This is a genomic window from Nocardia sp. JCM 34519.1 (assembly GCF_020361265.1).
Lineage (GTDB): Bacteria > Actinomycetota > Actinomycetes > Mycobacteriales > Mycobacteriaceae > Nocardia > Nocardia arthritidis_A.
In genome coordinates, this window is record NZ_JAIRBR010000007.1 from 80,258 (window position 1) to 96,012 (window position 15,755).

A 15,755-nucleotide genomic window follows, 5' to 3' on the forward strand; every position below is an offset into this window, starting at 1 on the left:
TCGATCATGTTCGGCATGGCAGGCGCGGTATATCTCATCACCGGCATCCAAGCGGCCGGAAAGTCCACCGTCGCACAGGCTTTGGCCGAACGCCTGCCGCGCTCGGCACATGTGCGCGGCGATGTGTTCCGGCGTTTCGTGGTGAACGGCCGCGCGGAGATGTCCCCCGACCCGACCCCGGATGCGTTGGCGCAGCTGCGATTGCGCTATCAACTGGCGGCCCGAACCGCGGATGCCTACGCGGACAACGGGTTCACCGCGATCGTCCAGGACGTGGCACTGGGCGCGGAACTGGCGTGGTTCGTGGACCGGATCCGAACCCGCCCCCGCTACGTCGTCGTACTCGCGCCACGCGCGGAAGTGGTGGCACGCCGTGAGCTGGGCCGAGCGAAGAAGGCATACGGTGTCTTCAGCGTGGCCGACCTCGACGCCGGACTCCGCGACAACACCCCACGAATCGGCTTATGGCTGGACACTTCCGATTCGACGGTCGACGAAACGGTAGACGCGATCCTCCGCGACGCGCGCCCGATCGATTGACCGGGCCGGGGCTATCGGGCCGACCGACCGGCAAGTGCGAGGAAAACGGTGTGACGAGGGCGGGGTGGTCGTCTTAGGCTGCGTTGATGGTGGACAGTGCGCCGGAGTTGATACGTACCGACCGGTTGGTGCTACGGAAGGTGGTGGACGGTGATCTGCCGGTGATGGTGGAGATTCACGGTGATCCGGCGGCTAATGTGTTCCGGCCGGATCGGGCGCGATCCGTGGACGAATCCGTCGAGTTGTTCCGAATCTGGTTGCGCGACTGGGCCGAACACGGCATCGGGTATTGGGCGGTCGAAGCGGTCGAAGTGGCCCCGGCGGGCGGGATCATCGGGTTCGGTGGATTGCGGGTCACGGTGCGGGACGGAGAGCGGCTGTTGAACCTCTACTATCGTTTCCGGCCGAGCGCATGGGGGAAAGGTTTCGCGTCGGAGATGGCGGCGGCCGCGGTGGCCTGGGCCGAGCGGGCGTGGCCGGATCACCCGGTCGAGATCATGACGACGACGGATAACGCGCCGTCGCGGCGGGTGGCGGAAAAGTTGGGTTTCAGCATCGTCCGATCGGTGCGCCGGGACGGGTTCACAGACGTGCACATGCGGCGAGTCGGGAACCGTCGATAGGCGTGCCTCACTGGAATGTGATTGTGGCGTCGTCGAATTGCAGTTTGCGGATGTATCCGGCGCAATCACCGTCGGCCGTAACGTTTCCGGGAGAGATCGTCAGGGTATCGCCCTGGAGCGGTCCCGCGACGACCTCGGCGGTCAGGGTTCGGTCCCCGCGCACGGTGATGGTGAGATGCCATTTGATGGAGCTGGCCGGATTGCCGTTGTTCCAGGCGATGGCACCGGTGCCGGTGAGATCGGCGTGTGTGCAACTGAATACGGCGCCGAACGGATCCAGCGTGAACGTGCCGCCCGACATCGTCGCCCCGGTGTCCGATGTGCACGGTGTGCCCGTATCGGCATTCGCGCCCAGGTCGACCGTGCCGGAGGGCGTGAGATAGGTGTCGTAGTAGGACAGCGGGTTGGGGTCGAAGATGAACGTCGCCTTCGCCTGACAGGTCAGATCGCCCTCCGCCGCCCGTGCCGGTGCGGTCGATGGTCCCGCCGAGATCGCCACCGAAAGCAATGCCAATGCAACGATATTCGACCCGAATTTCCCGAATACACTGCCGGGCCGTAACTTTCGCCGATCAGATCCGCGCATTGCCCCTCCTGTCCTCGAACTCGATGGCAGCGTAGCACCGTGCACTGCACCGAAGTCTCCCCAATTGCGTTGTATGCCAGTCGAATAGCAAGTATCAGCTAGTACTGGGGAGCGCTGCTCGTCGGGACCTATTCGCCTGCTCGACCGTCAAGCAGGATGATCATCCGCGAGCCGAGCGTGCAGATGCATATCGTGCCACCCGTCGGCATGTCGAGCTTGCCTGCGTTTGGTGCCCTCCCACGGATATCCGGCGCGCTCGGCCACCCGGCACGATGCCGGATTCGAGGTGGAATGGGCGACTTCGATGCGGTGAAGGCCGAGCTCGTCGAAAGCCCATCTCGTCAATTCGGATAGTGCCCTGCTCGCGACCGCGCGTCCCCGGGCCGATGGCAGCACCCAGTACGAGATTGCCGACAACCCTTCGGCGAGAACCAGCTTCCGCAGGCTGATCTGACCCAGGACGTCGGCGCCGTCGGTCACCGCCCACCCCGCGCCGCTCTCGGCCGTCCAGCGGTGCGGCCATTGGGCGATCCAACTGCTCGCCTCCTCGCCGGTCATCGATCGCATGTGCCACCGTTGGATATCAGGTTCGGCATAGGCCGCGACAACGGCGCGCACATCCGTTGGCTGCCAAGGGCGTAACACGAGTTCGTCGACCTTCAGCGACGGCTGCGCCAAGCGCGCGAGGTTGCCCGCCGGCACGACGGGTTCGGTGAGAAGCGGCATATGGACCAGTATCCGGACTCAGGCGGGCGCTGCCGGTCGCGGGGCGAGTTGGTCGTCGATGAGTTCGGTGATGATGTCGGCGAATTCGAGCCCGTGGTTGGCCCAGGAGTTGAACGAGCCGTATGCCGCGTTGCGGCGCAGGCCCGGAATCGAGTTGATCTCGTTGAACAGCAGATCACCCGCGTCGGTGAGGAAGAAATCGAGTCTGGCCAAACCGTGACCGTCGAGCAGTCCGACGATGCGAAGCGCCGACTGCTGGATGCGGTGGACCAGGTCGGGTGCGAAATCGTCGCCGGCGAGGCGACGTACCCCGTGCGGGGTCCGGACCTTGTCGGGGTAGCTGTAGATACGGTCGGGCGGAATTTTGCCCGAGACGAGCGAAACCCTGGTCCTGGTCCCGGTTTTCAGCACATAGCAGTGCACCTCCATGGCCTGTACATACTGTTCGACCAGGCAGTCGGGTCCGAATCGGCGCGCCTCGGCGATCGCCCGCTCGAGTTCGTGCCGGTCGGCGGCGAACGAGACACCCAGTGAGGATCCTTGGGATCGTGGCTTGATCACGTAGGGGCCGTTGAGGATAGCGGTGAGCGCGTCGAGGTCGGGATCGGCGGTCTGCACGACGGTGTACGGCCCGATGGGGATTGCGTGCTGCGCGGCGATCGTCTTGCAGATGACCTTGTCGAGGCTGAGGGCGGCGCCGAGCAGCGTAGGTCCCGCGCATGCCACGCCGAAGAATCGGCACAGTCCCTGGATGCTGCCGTCCTCACCGATCGCTCCGTGGAACAGCGGCAGCACGATGTCGATATCGATATCCGGGTGGCCGCCGTGCACCGGAACGAGACGCATTCGGCCGGCGGAGAGCATCATGTGGTACTCGGGCAGCTCGTGCAGCCGCTCGACCGGCGTGGCCGAATCGATTCGGGCATCGACCGCGGCGGTGTCTCCGACGAGCAATCGCCCCTGTTCGCTGACGTATATCCAGGCGATGTCATGGCCCGGCTGGCGGAGCAGCGGTATGAGCGCGTTGGCCGTTTCGACGGACACGATATGTTCGTGCGAGCGGCCGCCGTAATAGATTCCGACCGTGGTCACCCGCGGCCTCCTATCCATGATTCCCGCGATCCGGGTTCGGCGGATGGCCCGCCGTCCAGATGCGCCTGAACGAAAGGGATTGTGACCGTGTCGAATCCACGGTCGCCGGTCAATACGGGGTGCACGTTCACCTCGAATACCACGCCGCCGTTCTCGGCGGCCAGGTCGACACCGCCGAGGGGAAGTCCGAGCGATCGGGTGGCGTCGATCGCCAGCTCGGCCAGGGCGGGCGGTAATGCCTTCGGCGACAACAGGTCCGAGCGGGCGCCTTGCGCTTCGTTGCACGGCGCGTCGGGGTCGGGCTGCACATGCTCGCAGACCCGCAACACCCGATCACCGAGTACGACCACGCGGTACTGATGGCGCAGTCCGCGCGCATCGAAATTTCCGGCATCGCGAGTCAGCAGAAACTTCTGTCCACCCGCCGCGTATCGCGCGACAACGCGGTGGAGTTGTTCGACGCCGGTGATGTGGAAGACATCGCGACCACCCAAACCCGTTGCCGGGCGGGCCCATACGTCGCGGCCCAGCCGATCGAACACCTCCTCCGCATCGGCGGGTCGTGGTCGATGCAGCACTACCGACTCCATCTGCCGGATACCCGCCGCCGCGAATCGCTCGACGGTGCACTGCTTATCGGTGGCGTTGCGCCACGCGTCGGCGTCGGCGCCGAGGCAGGCGATGCCGCTGTGCCGGATCGTGTGTTGAAAGCGGCTGAGCCGGTGCCGATCTCCCGGCGGGATCTCGTAGATGATCAGAACCGTCGGCCGGATCCGGATGCCGTCGGCGGGCACCTCCAGAACCGGTGTCGGCCCGTCCATCCGAACGTGCCCCTTGCCGCCGTCGTAGAAGTGGCGGGCGTCGAGCACCTCGGGCGCGCTGCCGGTGAGTAGCCGCACCGCGCGGGCCAGCGGTATTCGGCTGCCTTCGGTCGAGCCGAAGTCGGTCATCACGACGACGTTGTTCACCATCGAATTCCTGGATAGGTCGGGAAGAGCGAAAAACGGGTTCCCACTAGGAAATCGGTCGTCCTTTGATCTCGATGGCCGCGGACATGTCACGCAATGCCTCGTCGCAGCCGTCGGCATCGGTGGCGATGACGAATCCCATTGCCGCCCGGCCTTTCACGAAGGCCCGGGGTGGGCGGCGCAGCTCGGTTCCCGGTTCGGCGAGCGGTGTCACCGACCAGGTCCGCTTCGGCAGCAGCTGGGTGTGGACGCGAATATCGTCGACGATGAGATCATATGGCGGATAAAAGAATCGCACCGCCGCCGCGGCTCGTCGGCGGGGCCGGATATCCGGTGCTTCGCCCACCGCCAACTGTCCGGCGGCCAGCGCCAGGTCGATACCCGTGGCGAGCAGACCGACATAGGTGATCAGATCTCCGCCCAGCCGAGCGTTCAATTCGATCAGCTTGGGACCGGATTCGGTGAGGCGCACCTCGGTATGGGTCACGCCATGCTCGAAACCGGCCGCGGTATGCGCCTGTTGGACGATCCGAAGGATGTCCGGATCGGCGAGCAGCGGATCCTCCGCGACCACCAGATGACCCGTCTCCTCGAAGGTCGGCGCCAAATCTTGGCGCTTGTGCGAAATGAACGCGGGCACAACCTCTCCGCGCCACACCACCGCGTCGACGGTGATCTCCGGACCGTCGAGGTACTCCTCCACGAGCACACCACCGTGGCCTGCCGTCGCGCCGAAGTTGCCGTACGCCGCGGCGGCGAATCCGAAAGCATCCGCGATCCGATCGGCGTGATCGACTCGTACGACGCCTTCACTGGCCGCGAGCGTCCGCGGTTTGACGATGACCGGGTACCCGATCCGCTCCGCGGCGGCCGATGCCGCGGCAACGTCATCGACCGGAATCGAGGCCACCCCACCCGCGCTGTGCCGCAGCATCGCTTTGTCGTGACAGGCACGGACCGAATCCGCGGAACTGGTCGGCACGCCCAGCCGCTCGGCGAGAGTGGCCGCCGCGGTGATCCGCATCTCGTCATAACACAGGACGCCGGAAACGGGGTAGCTCGCCCGAAGCCGGTGCGCGGCGTCGACGGCCGCCTCGACATCGAGCACATCGACCAGCGTCTGTCCGACGACGTAGGGCCGCTCCCAGCTCGCGGGCCGAATGCTGAACAGCCACAGGCGAAACCGCTCGGCCAGGCTCCGCAGCGTCCAACCCCGGTAGGCGGCATTCCTGCCACTGTTGACCAGAATCAGCAGCGGACGTCCGTCGGCAGGTGCGTCGTCCAACGAGTGCGCCACCTCGCCCAGTTCCATCACCGTGCCAGACTAGCCTGAGCCGGGGGATCGAATGCCGTTGACATGCAACATGACCCGCTGAACTCTGGAAAGGAGCCGTGCCATGAACCGGTGCGGACCCCGGCTGGCCTTCGCCACCTGTGTGGACTATCCGACGCTGTTACCCGAGGATGCGGGTCTGTTGCCGGCGCTGCGCGCCCGCGGTCTCGACGCGCACCACGTCCCATGGGACGACCCCGCGATCGACTGGACAGGGTTCGAAGCCATTGTGGTGGGCGGGGTTTGGGGATACTACAAACGCTACCCGGAATTCCTCCGCTGGCTCGAACGGATCGAGCGCACCGCCGTCCCCATCTGGAATCCGCCCGAACTCGTCCGCTGGAACAGCGACAAACGCTATCTGCGTGACCTCGCCGAGCGCGGGATCCGCATCATTCCAACGGCTTTCGTCGACGCCGGCGCCTCGGCCCGGCTCTCGGACATCCTGCGCGCCAACGATTGGACCGATGCCGTCGTGAAACCGTCGGTATCGGCCTGCGGATACCGCACCATCCGCGTCGGCCCTCCCGACGCGGATCGACACCAACAGCACCTCGATACGATCCTCGAGTCGAGCGGCGCACTGGTCCAACGGTTCATGCCGGAGATAAATATCGAAGGTGAGTGGTCGGCGAGCTTCTACGCGGGGACCCTCAGCCATGCGGTCCTCAAAAGGCCTGCCGCGACCGACTATCGGGTGCAGCACCGATACGGCGGTAGCTGTGCGCCTCGACAACCTCCGGCTTGGCTGCTCCCGCAGCTGCGGGCCGTGCTCGACGCGCTACCGCACCAGGCCGCGTACGCCCGCGTCGACGGCATCTGCCACGGCCGCGACTTCTACCTCATGGAAGCCGAACTGATCGACCCGTCCTGGTTTTTCGACGCGCACCCGGCCGCGATCGACCGCTACGCCGACCTGCTGGCATCGCTCGTCACGGCCACGGTAGATCGGCTCCAGCGGCGCTGATCCGACCGCGTTGTCGCGAAACAAACCACCGAACACCCGGCAGTTGACCAGAATTCACCTGCCGGGTACCGGCCGACCACCCGCCGTAGCTCGGTGGCTACTCGGACCGGTGCTCGGGCTCTGCTCGGTTCTGGAGGTTTCGCGATGTATCACCAAGTGCTCGATCCACTGGCCCATTCACTCGCGTGGAGTTCGCTCGTCGCGGCGCTGCCGCTGCTGGTGCTCTTCGCGCTGCTCGGGGTGCTGCGGTGGGCCGCGTGGATCGCGTCGTTGGTGGCGCTGGGCACAGCGCTGATCGTCGCGATCTGGGTGTACGGAATGCCCGTCGGCCAGGCGCTGCTCGCCGGATCCGAGGGTGCGGCGTTCGGGTTCTTCCCGATTCTGTGGATCGTCATCAATGCGATCTGGCTGTACAACATGACCGTCGCCACCGGGCATTTCGACGTGCTGCGCCGATCGTTCGCCGGTGTCAGCGACGACCAGCGGGTGCAGGCCATCCTCATCGCGTTCTGCTTCGGCGCGCTGATGGAGGCGCTCGCGGGCTTCGGCACCCCGGTCGCCGTCACCGCGGTCATGCTGATCGCCCTCGGATTCGCGCCGATGAAGTCCGCCGTCCTGGCGCTCACCGCGAATACCGCGCCGGTCGCATTCGGCGCGATGGCGACGCCGATCGTCACGCTCGGCGCGGTGACCGGCCATTCCGCCGACACGCTCGGGGCGATGGTCGGACGGCAGACTCCGGTGCTGTCGGTGCTGGTTCCGCTGGTGCTCGTCTTCATCGTCGACCGCAAGAACGGGATACGGCAGACGTGGCCGGTGGCCGTGGTCTGCGGTGTCTGCTTCGCGCTCGCGCAGTATGCGACAGCGAATTTCGTTTCGGTGCCGCTCGCCGATGTGGTCGCCGCCCTGGTCTCCGCGGCGGCCGTCGTCGTATTTCTGCGGGTGCGGCGACCCGCGCCAGCGGCAGCCGATCCGGCGCGGGTCGGCGCGGTTGCCGTGGCGGACGTCGCGCCTGAAGCCGGTGTGGTCGCTGCCGCGGAGGTCGCGCCCGGAGGAACCGCCGCGGACGTCGCGTCCAGAGGAACCGGTGCAGCCCCTGCCACGGAGGTCGCGCCGGATGACCGCACGCGCCGCGTGGAGCAGCCCGATTCGCGGCGGGAGATCGCTCGCGCCTACGCGCCGTACCTCATCATCATCGCCGTCTTCGGTCTGGGGCAGATCGGGCCGATCAAAACACTGCTCGATCACGCGACCCGCAAATTCGCCTGGCCCGGCCTGCATCTGTTCAATGCCAAAGGCGCACAACTCGGTTCGGTCACCTTCACGCTGAATCTCCTGACCTCACCCGGTACTCAGATACTGGTGGCGGGACTGCTGACCATGGCGACGCTGTCGGTATCCATCCCGAAAGCGTTGCGCGCCTATGGCGCAACGCTGCGCCAACTCCGCTGGGCGATCGTGACGGTGCTGGCCGTCCTGGCCCTGGCCTACGTCATGAACGCCTCGGGCCAGACCATCACGCTCGGCGCCTGGCTCGCCGGGGCGGGCGGGGTGTTCGCACTGCTGTCGCCGATACTCGGCTGGCTCGGCACCGCCGTCACGGGATCGGACACCTCGTCCAATTCGCTGTTCGGCGCGTTGCAGGTGGCCGCCGCCGACAAGGCGGGCCTGTCGCAGACTCTGTTGGCCGCCGCGAACAGCTCCGGTGGCGTTCTCGGCAAGATGATCTCGCCGCAGAACCTGGCCATCGCGGCCGCCGCGGTCGGCTTGCCGGGCAAGGAGGGCGACATATTCCGGCGGGTACTCGGCTGGAGCCTGCTGTTCCTGGCGGGCATGTGCGTGCTGGTCGTCCTCCAGTCGACACCCGTGCTGTCCTGGATGGTGCCATGAGCCGCGCGGTGTCGAGCCCGCTTACACCGCCGCAACGACACGAACCGACCGGTTGTTGATGCTGATGGCCGGTGCGTCGCCATGTGCGCGACGCCCAACCGGCCGGTATACGCGAAGGCAATTCGACAGATCGGCGACACTTACTTGACCGTAGTGTTACCGGTGGGTACAAATACATAACGATGCCGATCCATTGGGGACGGGTCGGCCGACCAGAAATGCACGCCATTGGTAACCGATGTCATCACTGTCGATGCGGAGTTCGCTGTCGCGCGCAAGGTTATCTGGGATCTGCTCATGGATCCGCAGACCTATTCGCGAATGTTCCAGTGGGTTGGTGTCTGTGAACGCGCGGAATCCGCCGAGCCGCATCCGCTGCTGTTGATCCGTGCCGGATCCAAAGGTGAAATCGCTTTGCCCCCGGTACATCTGGCCATCGGCAAAGAACCGGAAACCTTCGAGCTACGGTGCCCGAGCCACGGCGGATTCGCCTCGGTCCGATTGCGCGGCGACCATCGGCAGACCAAGATCACCGTCACCTATATCGGTGTCGGCCGGGTGCACGAGGCCATCGCGGGTCATGGTCGCGACGCCGTGATCGCCTGGACCCGTGCGGGTTTGGCCCGGGTGGCGGCCGCCGCGGCGGGCACCCCGGATTCGGTGCTGGTGAACGGCGAGGATTCGCAGGCCAAGCTGCAGGTCGGCATCTACAAGCAGCTGATGACCACCGGCGTCGTGCGCAGCCTGCGCCCCGATCGCGGGCTGAAACAGCTCGGCGGACTGGCCAAATGGGGTTTCACGCTGGCCGGCGGATATGCGGCCGCGGCGGCGTACACCCCGGGGCGGCCCGCGATCGTCGACGGTGACGCCACCTACACTTTCGCCGAGGTGCACGAGCGGACGCACCGGCTCGCCGGTGCGCTCGCCGCATTGGGTTTCGGGCCCGAACATGCCGTCGGCCTGCTATCCCGCAATCGGGTGGCAATGGTCGAAACCATGGTCGCCGCAGGGAAATTGGGTGTCGACACGGTATTGCTGAATACTGGACTGTCGGCACTTCAGATTGAGGAGGTCGTCGAAAGGCATTCACTCGCCGCGATTTTCGTCGACGACGAATACCGTTCGCTGATCAAATATCTCGCTCCGGAGATTCATCAATTCGCCACTTCCCGCCGCACCGGCGCCGGTCCGACAACGGTCGAGGAATTGATCGCACTGGATTCCCCGCGGTTCACCCGGCCGCCCCATCCCGGCAGGCTGATCGTGCTCACCTCCGGCACCAGCGGCACCCCGAAAAGCGCGAAACGCCCGCAGCCCAAGGGTTTCGGCACCATCGCCGCGCTGCTGTCCCGGATCCCGTTCCGGATGGACGAGACCATGCTCATCCCGGCGCCGCTGTTCCACACCTGGGGTCTGTCGGCGCTGCAGATCAGCACTCCGATCCGGGCCACCGTCGTGCTGCCGGAGCGATTCGACGCCGAGGACTGCCTACGGCTCATCGCCGAACAGCGGGTGACCTCGATGATCGTGGTGCCGGTTATGGTCAACCGCATCCTGGATCTGCCGGTGCACGTGCGCGCCCGCTACGACACGTCCAGTCTGCGCATCGTCGCCAGTTGCGGTGCGCCGCTGGCCGGTCCGGTCGTGCAGCGGTTCCTCGACACCTTCGGTGACGTGCTCTACAACATCTACGGCTCCACCGAGGTGTCCTGGGCGACCATCGCCGACCCGGCCGACCTGCGCGCCGCGCCGACCACCGCGGGCCGTCCGCCGCTCGGCACCAAACTCGCCGTGCTGGACCAGGATCTGCGTCCGGTGCCGCACGGCGTCACCGGACGCATCTTCGTCAGCAACCACATGCTGTTCGACGGGTACACCGACGCGACACCGCCCACCGAATCGGCGGGCATGCTCGACACCGGCGATCTGGGCTATCTCGACGCGGACGATCTGCTGTATGTCGCGGGCCGCGACGACGAGATGATCATCTCCGGTGGCGAGAACGTCTTCCCGCGCCCGGTCGAGGAGGCGCTGGCATATCTGCCGCAGGTCAGCGAGGTGGCGGTGGTCGGGGTGCCGGATACCGAATACGGCCAGCGGCTGGCGGCTTTCGTGGTGACCCGGGAGGGTTTCGGGCTGGACCGGGAGATGGTGTGCAATTACATCCGGCACCGGCTGAGCCGCTTCTCGGTGCCGCGCGATGTCACCTTCCTGGACGCGCTGCCCCGCAACGCCACCGGAAAGATACTGAAGCGCACGCTGATTCAGCCGGGTTGAGCGTCAGCGTCGCACGATCCGCCGCAGCGCGGCCAAATCCCGTTCCAGCGAACGGAATACCCAGTAGACGCCGACGAAGGCGAGCGCGCCGCCCACCCCGAGCACCCGCACGGGCACCAGCACCGCGGGCAGGTCGGTCGCGGGCACGAAGGTGGCGCCCGCGACGCCGAGTAGCGGCACCGCGGCGGCGACGGCCAGGAAATGCGTACTGCGCCGGTCCAATTGGCTCAGCTGGACCGAATCGGGACGGCCCGGACCACCGTGCGGCAGGAACATCGGATACACCGAACGCACCGCGTACCAGCTCACCAGGAAATACGGATACGCGACGGCGATCGCGCCGCAGACGAGCTGGGTGAGGAAGAAATGCGCGTACGAACCTGCGGGTATGTGGTTGCCGGACAATTCGACCGACACCGGAACGAACACCCCGGCCAGCACCCACAGCGCCAGGCAGATCAGCTCGATGCGCGCGCTCAGTCGCAGGGTGTCCGCGCGTGCACGCGCGAGAGTCGCTGTGTCGTAGGTCTTTCCGCGGCGCAGGCCGAGCGTCATCGACCACAGCCTGGCGATGAGCACGTTCGAGGCCAGCACGCCGAGGGCGAAGCAGACGGCGTAGGTGGTGACCGCGTATTCGATGAAGCGGCGCTGTGCCCCCGCGTCCAGCCTGTCGATGATCAGGGTCCGGATATGGTTGTAGGAGTACAGGATCGCCAGCGCGTTCGGCACGCCGATGGCCAGCGCCATGATCGGATGCATCAGCAGGCGGGCGCGCAGCCGCCAGCTGCGTGGCGGCGGGTCCACCAGATCGCGGGCGTGTGCGTCCAGGCATACGTCGAGCTGCTGGGCGAAATCGGCGCCGCTCGGCCAGCGCCGCCCCGGATCCGGTTCGAGCGCCCTGGTGAGCGCCCGGCGCAGCGCGGGCGGGCAGTCCGGCGGAAGTTGTTCGTAGGGGAGGGATTCCGGGATGGCGGCGCGGCGCTCGAGCATGCCGTCGAGCGCGGTGCGGTCTCCGCCTTCGGCCACCTCCTCGCCGAACGGCTTTGTGCCGGTGAGCAATTCCCACAGCACCACGGCCAGCGAGTACAGGTCGCTTCGGGTGTCGAGATCGGCGGCGGTGGCGGGCCGGTCCGGATGCACGGCCGCCAGTTGCTCGGGCGACATATAGGCCAGCGAACCGCCGAAGTAGGCCACCGGGCTGTCCCCGGAGACATTGCCGCTGAAGCTGATATTGAAATCGGCGAGCTTCGGCAGCGCCTCGGCGGTGAGCAGCACATTGGCCGGTTTGACGTCGCGGTGCAGCACGCCGTGATGCCCCGCGTAGTCGAGCGCGACGGCGATCCGGCGGCCGAGCCAGGCGACGGTTTCCGGCCAGGACAGTGTCGCGAGCTCGGTGCGGGCCGCCGATTCGGCGGGACGGATCTCGCCCCGCGCGGCGAGCACCTCGTCCACCGTGGCGAGCAGCAGCGCCCCGCTGCGTTCGGTTGGTGGTGTGCGCCTGATCTTTTCGAGAACGGTGAACAGCGTGCCGCCCGGCACGTACTGCATATAGAGCAGCCGGAGACGCCCGGGGAGCACCCGTTGATCGAAGACCCGCACGATATAGTCGTGGTCCAGTTGGGCCAGCGTCTGCGGTTCGGCGCCGCGATCCCGGGAGATCTTCACCGCCACCAGCCGCTGCATCGAGCGCTGGCGCGCCAGGAAAACCCGCGCGAACGCGCCGCGGCCGAGCCCGGTCATCAGGTCGAAATCGTCGATCGTCCGGCCCGGCTCCAACTCGTCCAATCCGGCGGGCTCGCCCGGATTCAGCAGCGTGCTCCGATAGTCGTCGGTGGCCAGCATTTCCGAAAGTTGTTGCGCCTGTTCCGGATACGCGGCCGTGTAATCGACGACCCGGACGTCGCCGCCTGCCCGCCTGCGCAGATGGAACTCCTCGTAGATCAGATCCGGCGGCAGCGGCCAGGTGCTCAGCTCGGGCAGCTCCCGGACATAGTCGGCGAGGCGTTTCGGCTCGGTTCCGCGCGACCACCGATTGGCCAGATCGATCTTGATGAGCTCGATCAGCGTGACCCGGCGGACCGCGGGGGAGTCGGGGAGGTAATCGAGCAGCGGGGGCGGCGTATCCGCGTCACGCCACGCGTCGGTGAACCGCTCGACGACCTCGGCCACCCCGCCCAGCGAATCGCCCGGCGACGGACCCGATTCCACCGTCGCCCGAACACCCGGCGATGCGGGACGCGCCATTTTCGCATGGTAATCCGATGCGGTGACAAGTCAGTCGATCTCGGCCGAATAAATAGGTTTCCCGGCAGGCGGCGCCTGCCGTAGGTTTGCGGACATGGGAGGCAGTCCAGGGATCAACGGCGCGTACGCCGTGTGCGCGTTCTGTATCCGACTGCGCGCGGCGACCCGGACTCGGCCGGGGCATCGCACCGTCATCCACAGCTGATCACCGCTGCCCCGGCATGGGTCCGGGCGAATCACACCTTTCCTGATTCGACCGCTCCGTTTCTGGAGGACACCCATGTCCCGTCATCGTTCGCTGCCGCATGCCCGCGAAACCGGGGTGCGCACCCGTAAAAGGCTTTCCCAGAATTTCCTCACCGATACCGGTATCGCCCGCGCGATCGTGCGGGCCTCCGGGGTCGGGGCCGACGATCTCGTCGTCGAAATCGGCCCCGGCGCAGGGATTTTGACCAGGGAGCTGGTCGGCTGCCGCCGTCTGCTCGCCTATGAGAAGGATCCCGGCTACGCGGCGCTGTTGCGTGACAGATACCTCGATGATCCGCGAATCCGGTGCTACCACATGGATTTTCGAGCCGCACCGGTGCCGCGCGAGCCGTTCGCCGTCGTGGCGAATATTCCCTTCGGCAGTTCCACCGATATCCTGCGCTGGTGCCTGGCCGCGCGTCGGCTGACCTCGGCCACATTGCTCACCCAGCTGGAGTTCGCGCGCAAGTACGCCGGCGCGTACGGGCGCTGGACCAGACTCACTGTTGGCCAATGGCCTTGGGTGACAATGGAATTGGGTCCCAAGGTGAGCCGGTTCGCATTCGATCCGGTACCGCGGGTCGATGCCGGTGTGCTGTTGCTGCTCAGGCGTCGCGAACCGCTGCTCCCGATGGCCGACTTCCGGGATTACCAAAGGACTGTCGAGCTCGGATTCTCGGGAGTCGGTGGCTCCCTTGCACGTTCGCTGCGCTGCGGCTATCCCGCCGGGGCCGTGCGCGATGCGTGCGCGGCGGCCGGAATCGGTACGGATGTGCCGGTCGGGTTGGTCGCGCCGGACAGGTGGCTGACGCTGTATCGGAAGCTGCGCAGGCGCTAGTTCACCGGTTGATCGGTGGAGCGTTCCTCGGCCGCGCAGGCGCGCCACACCCTGGCCTCGGCGTGGTTGCCCTGGCGGTCGAGGAGTTCGGCGAGCCCGGACATGGCACGGGATTCGCGGCGGTCGGCGGCGGTGCGCCACCAGTGTTCGGCCGCGGCCAGATCGCCGCGACGGAACCGGACGACGCCGAGATCGTATGCGGCGCCCGCATGTCCGGCCTCGGCGGCCTGCGCCCAGAGCCCGCAGGCGTGCTCCTCCTCGCCGCGGCTGTACATGGCGACGCCGAGGTCGTAGAGGGCGCTGCGGTAGCCGGGATCGGCGGGTTCGTCGTCGACGGTGACAACGGGCTGCGGATGGGTGTGGGCGTCGGTATCCGCACCGACCTCGTATTCACCTTTGCCGGTGGACAATTCGACGACGAGGTTGGCGAAGTTGGCCGGTCCCGCGCCGACGCTGCACCACAGCACCAGCGAACCGCTCGGCGTCGGTTCGACGAGGATGCCGTAATTGCCGGTCCAGGACTGTTGTGTGCCGTCGGCGTCGACCCACACCGGTGTCAGGGTGAACATGGCGCTCGGCTCGGTCGGCACCAGTTCGAAGGTGATGCCGGTGGCCAGCGCGTCGCTCCAGACGTCGACGCCGCCGAGTCTGCGCCCGTCCAGCCCCACATAGGCGTCGACCATGGACATTCCGATGCCGAGTCCGCGCACGCCGAGCGGCGGCGCTGCCGACAGCAGTGTCAGCGTGACCAGGGCCGGATCGCCGGCGATCTGCTCGGTGTACATCGGGTAGACCATGCTGCCGTTCCAGCGGATCGGGTCGGCGCTGCGGTAGTGGGCGGCCAGCGTTAGATGTTCCGACGAATTCCGGGCATCCCACTGTGAATACGGCCCGTTCATGTCGCGCCCCGCCTTTCCACCGGTACGGCTCACCCATGTTTGCGCGGGTATACCGTACTCGTCGACCGCCGATCGGGCGGGGCAAACTCCACGCGGCGACCGAACCGTGACAGCGATCGGTAGTCCGCGTCCGCGGCGAACGAATTCGAATGTGTCGCGCGCCCTGCGGATTCGATGGTCCTGCCATTGGAAATGGGATTCAGTATTCATCGGATGCGGGCGAACAATTTGCGAACTGGTCGGTATTTACCGAGGTCAAGAGGTGTTGCGATCGCTGCCGATTCGGACACCGCCGCGCTTCTTCATCGGTAATCCGTTCGGGCGAATACGGAAACTACCCGCCCCCGCCGGTTGCGTCAGCGCCTGACAAAAACTCGCCAATCCACACCGAATTTCGTTCTGTGGTACATCGAGGGCAATCGTCCATTCGGACGAATGTGATCCGATGGCCGGAGTCGATCATGACCATCGCTTCTCCAGCGAGCACCCCCGTCTCTATGGGTGCACACCGCGTACAGGCAATGCG

At 66.4% G+C, this 15,755-nt stretch carries 13 protein-coding genes; 6 read left to right on the forward strand and 7 right to left on the reverse strand.

Translation table 11 applies throughout. The features are described 5' to 3' along the window. Window positions 1-15: 15 nt before the first annotated feature. Window positions 16-540: an AAA family ATPase gene (locus LGY53_RS19250; protein ID WP_225728059.1), complete on the forward strand. Its 525-nt coding sequence runs from the start codon at window positions 16-18 to the stop codon at window positions 538-540. 86 nt (window positions 541-626) lie between these two features. After that, window positions 627-1,163: a GNAT family N-acetyltransferase gene (locus LGY53_RS19255; protein WP_225728060.1), complete on the forward strand. Its 537-nt coding sequence runs from the start codon at window positions 627-629 to the stop codon at window positions 1,161-1,163. A 7-nt stretch (window positions 1,164-1,170) separates the two neighbouring features. Here the strand turns inward: LGY53_RS19255 and LGY53_RS19260 are convergent, their stop codons facing one another. From LGY53_RS19260 to LGY53_RS19280, 5 genes are all read right to left on the reverse strand, one after another. Continuing rightward, on the reverse strand, window positions 1,171-1,677 hold the full coding sequence (locus LGY53_RS19260) for a hypothetical protein (protein ID WP_225728061.1): 507 nt from the start codon (window positions 1,675-1,677) through the stop codon (window positions 1,171-1,173). A 219-nt stretch (window positions 1,678-1,896) separates the two neighbouring features. Continuing rightward, entirely contained in the window at window positions 1,897-2,475 is a 579-nt protein-coding gene (locus LGY53_RS19265) for a GNAT family N-acetyltransferase (RefSeq protein ID WP_225728062.1), read from the reverse strand. A gap of 18 nt (window positions 2,476-2,493) precedes the next feature. Further along, window positions 2,494-3,567, reverse strand: a complete 1,074-nt coding sequence (locus LGY53_RS19270) for an ATP-grasp domain-containing protein (protein ID WP_225728063.1) — start codon at window positions 3,565-3,567, stop codon at window positions 2,494-2,496. Further along, the gene (locus LGY53_RS19275; RefSeq protein ID WP_225728064.1) at window positions 3,564-4,538 is read right to left on the reverse strand and encodes a RimK family alpha-L-glutamate ligase; all 975 of its coding nucleotides are present in this window, start codon (window positions 4,536-4,538) and stop codon (window positions 3,564-3,566) included. The genes LGY53_RS19270 and LGY53_RS19275 overlap by 4 nt, the downstream gene beginning before the upstream one ends. 43 nt (window positions 4,539-4,581) lie before the next feature. Then, window positions 4,582-5,847, reverse strand: coding sequence for an acetyl-CoA carboxylase biotin carboxylase subunit family protein (locus LGY53_RS19280; protein WP_225728333.1), 1,266 nt, complete (start codon window positions 5,845-5,847; stop codon window positions 4,582-4,584). A gap of 85 nt (window positions 5,848-5,932) precedes the next feature. Between LGY53_RS19280 and LGY53_RS19285 the strand changes: the two genes are divergently transcribed. The 3 genes from LGY53_RS19285 (at window position 5,933) to LGY53_RS19295 (ending at window position 11,002) form a co-directional block, all read left to right on the forward strand. After that, complete coding sequence (locus tag LGY53_RS19285; protein WP_225728065.1) at window positions 5,933-6,835, forward strand: RimK family alpha-L-glutamate ligase; 903 nt, start codon at window positions 5,933-5,935, stop codon at window positions 6,833-6,835. A gap of 144 nt (window positions 6,836-6,979) precedes the next feature. After that, window positions 6,980-8,725 (forward strand): L-lactate permease, encoded by a 1,746-nt coding sequence (locus LGY53_RS19290; RefSeq protein ID WP_225728066.1) that lies wholly within the window; start codon window positions 6,980-6,982, stop codon window positions 8,723-8,725. Between the two features lie 228 nt (window positions 8,726-8,953). Further along, the gene (locus LGY53_RS19295; RefSeq protein WP_374111202.1) at window positions 8,954-11,002 is read left to right on the forward strand and encodes an AMP-binding protein; all 2,049 of its coding nucleotides are present in this window, start codon (window positions 8,954-8,956) and stop codon (window positions 11,000-11,002) included. Window positions 11,003-11,005: 3 nt separating this feature from the next. On the opposite strand, the gene LGY53_RS19300 is transcribed toward LGY53_RS19295, so the two are convergent. Further along, on the reverse strand, window positions 11,006-13,246 hold the full coding sequence (locus LGY53_RS19300; RefSeq protein WP_225728068.1) for a serine/threonine-protein kinase: 2,241 nt from the start codon (window positions 13,244-13,246) through the stop codon (window positions 11,006-11,008). Window positions 13,247-13,526: 280 nt separating this feature from the next. On the opposite strand from LGY53_RS19300, the gene erm reads away from it, so the two are divergent. After that, window positions 13,527-14,330 (forward strand): 23S ribosomal RNA methyltransferase Erm, encoded by an 804-nt coding sequence (erm, locus tag LGY53_RS19305; protein ID WP_225728069.1) that lies wholly within the window; start codon window positions 13,527-13,529, stop codon window positions 14,328-14,330. Here the strand turns inward: erm and LGY53_RS19310 are convergent. Then, window positions 14,327-15,229 carry a tetratricopeptide repeat protein gene (locus tag LGY53_RS19310; RefSeq protein ID WP_225728070.1) on the reverse strand — a complete coding sequence of 301 codons (903 nt, stop codon included), beginning with the start codon at window positions 15,227-15,229 and terminating at the stop codon, window positions 14,327-14,329. The two genes, erm and LGY53_RS19310, sit on opposite strands and share 4 nt — an antisense overlap. Between the last annotated feature and the right edge of the window lie 526 nt (window positions 15,230-15,755).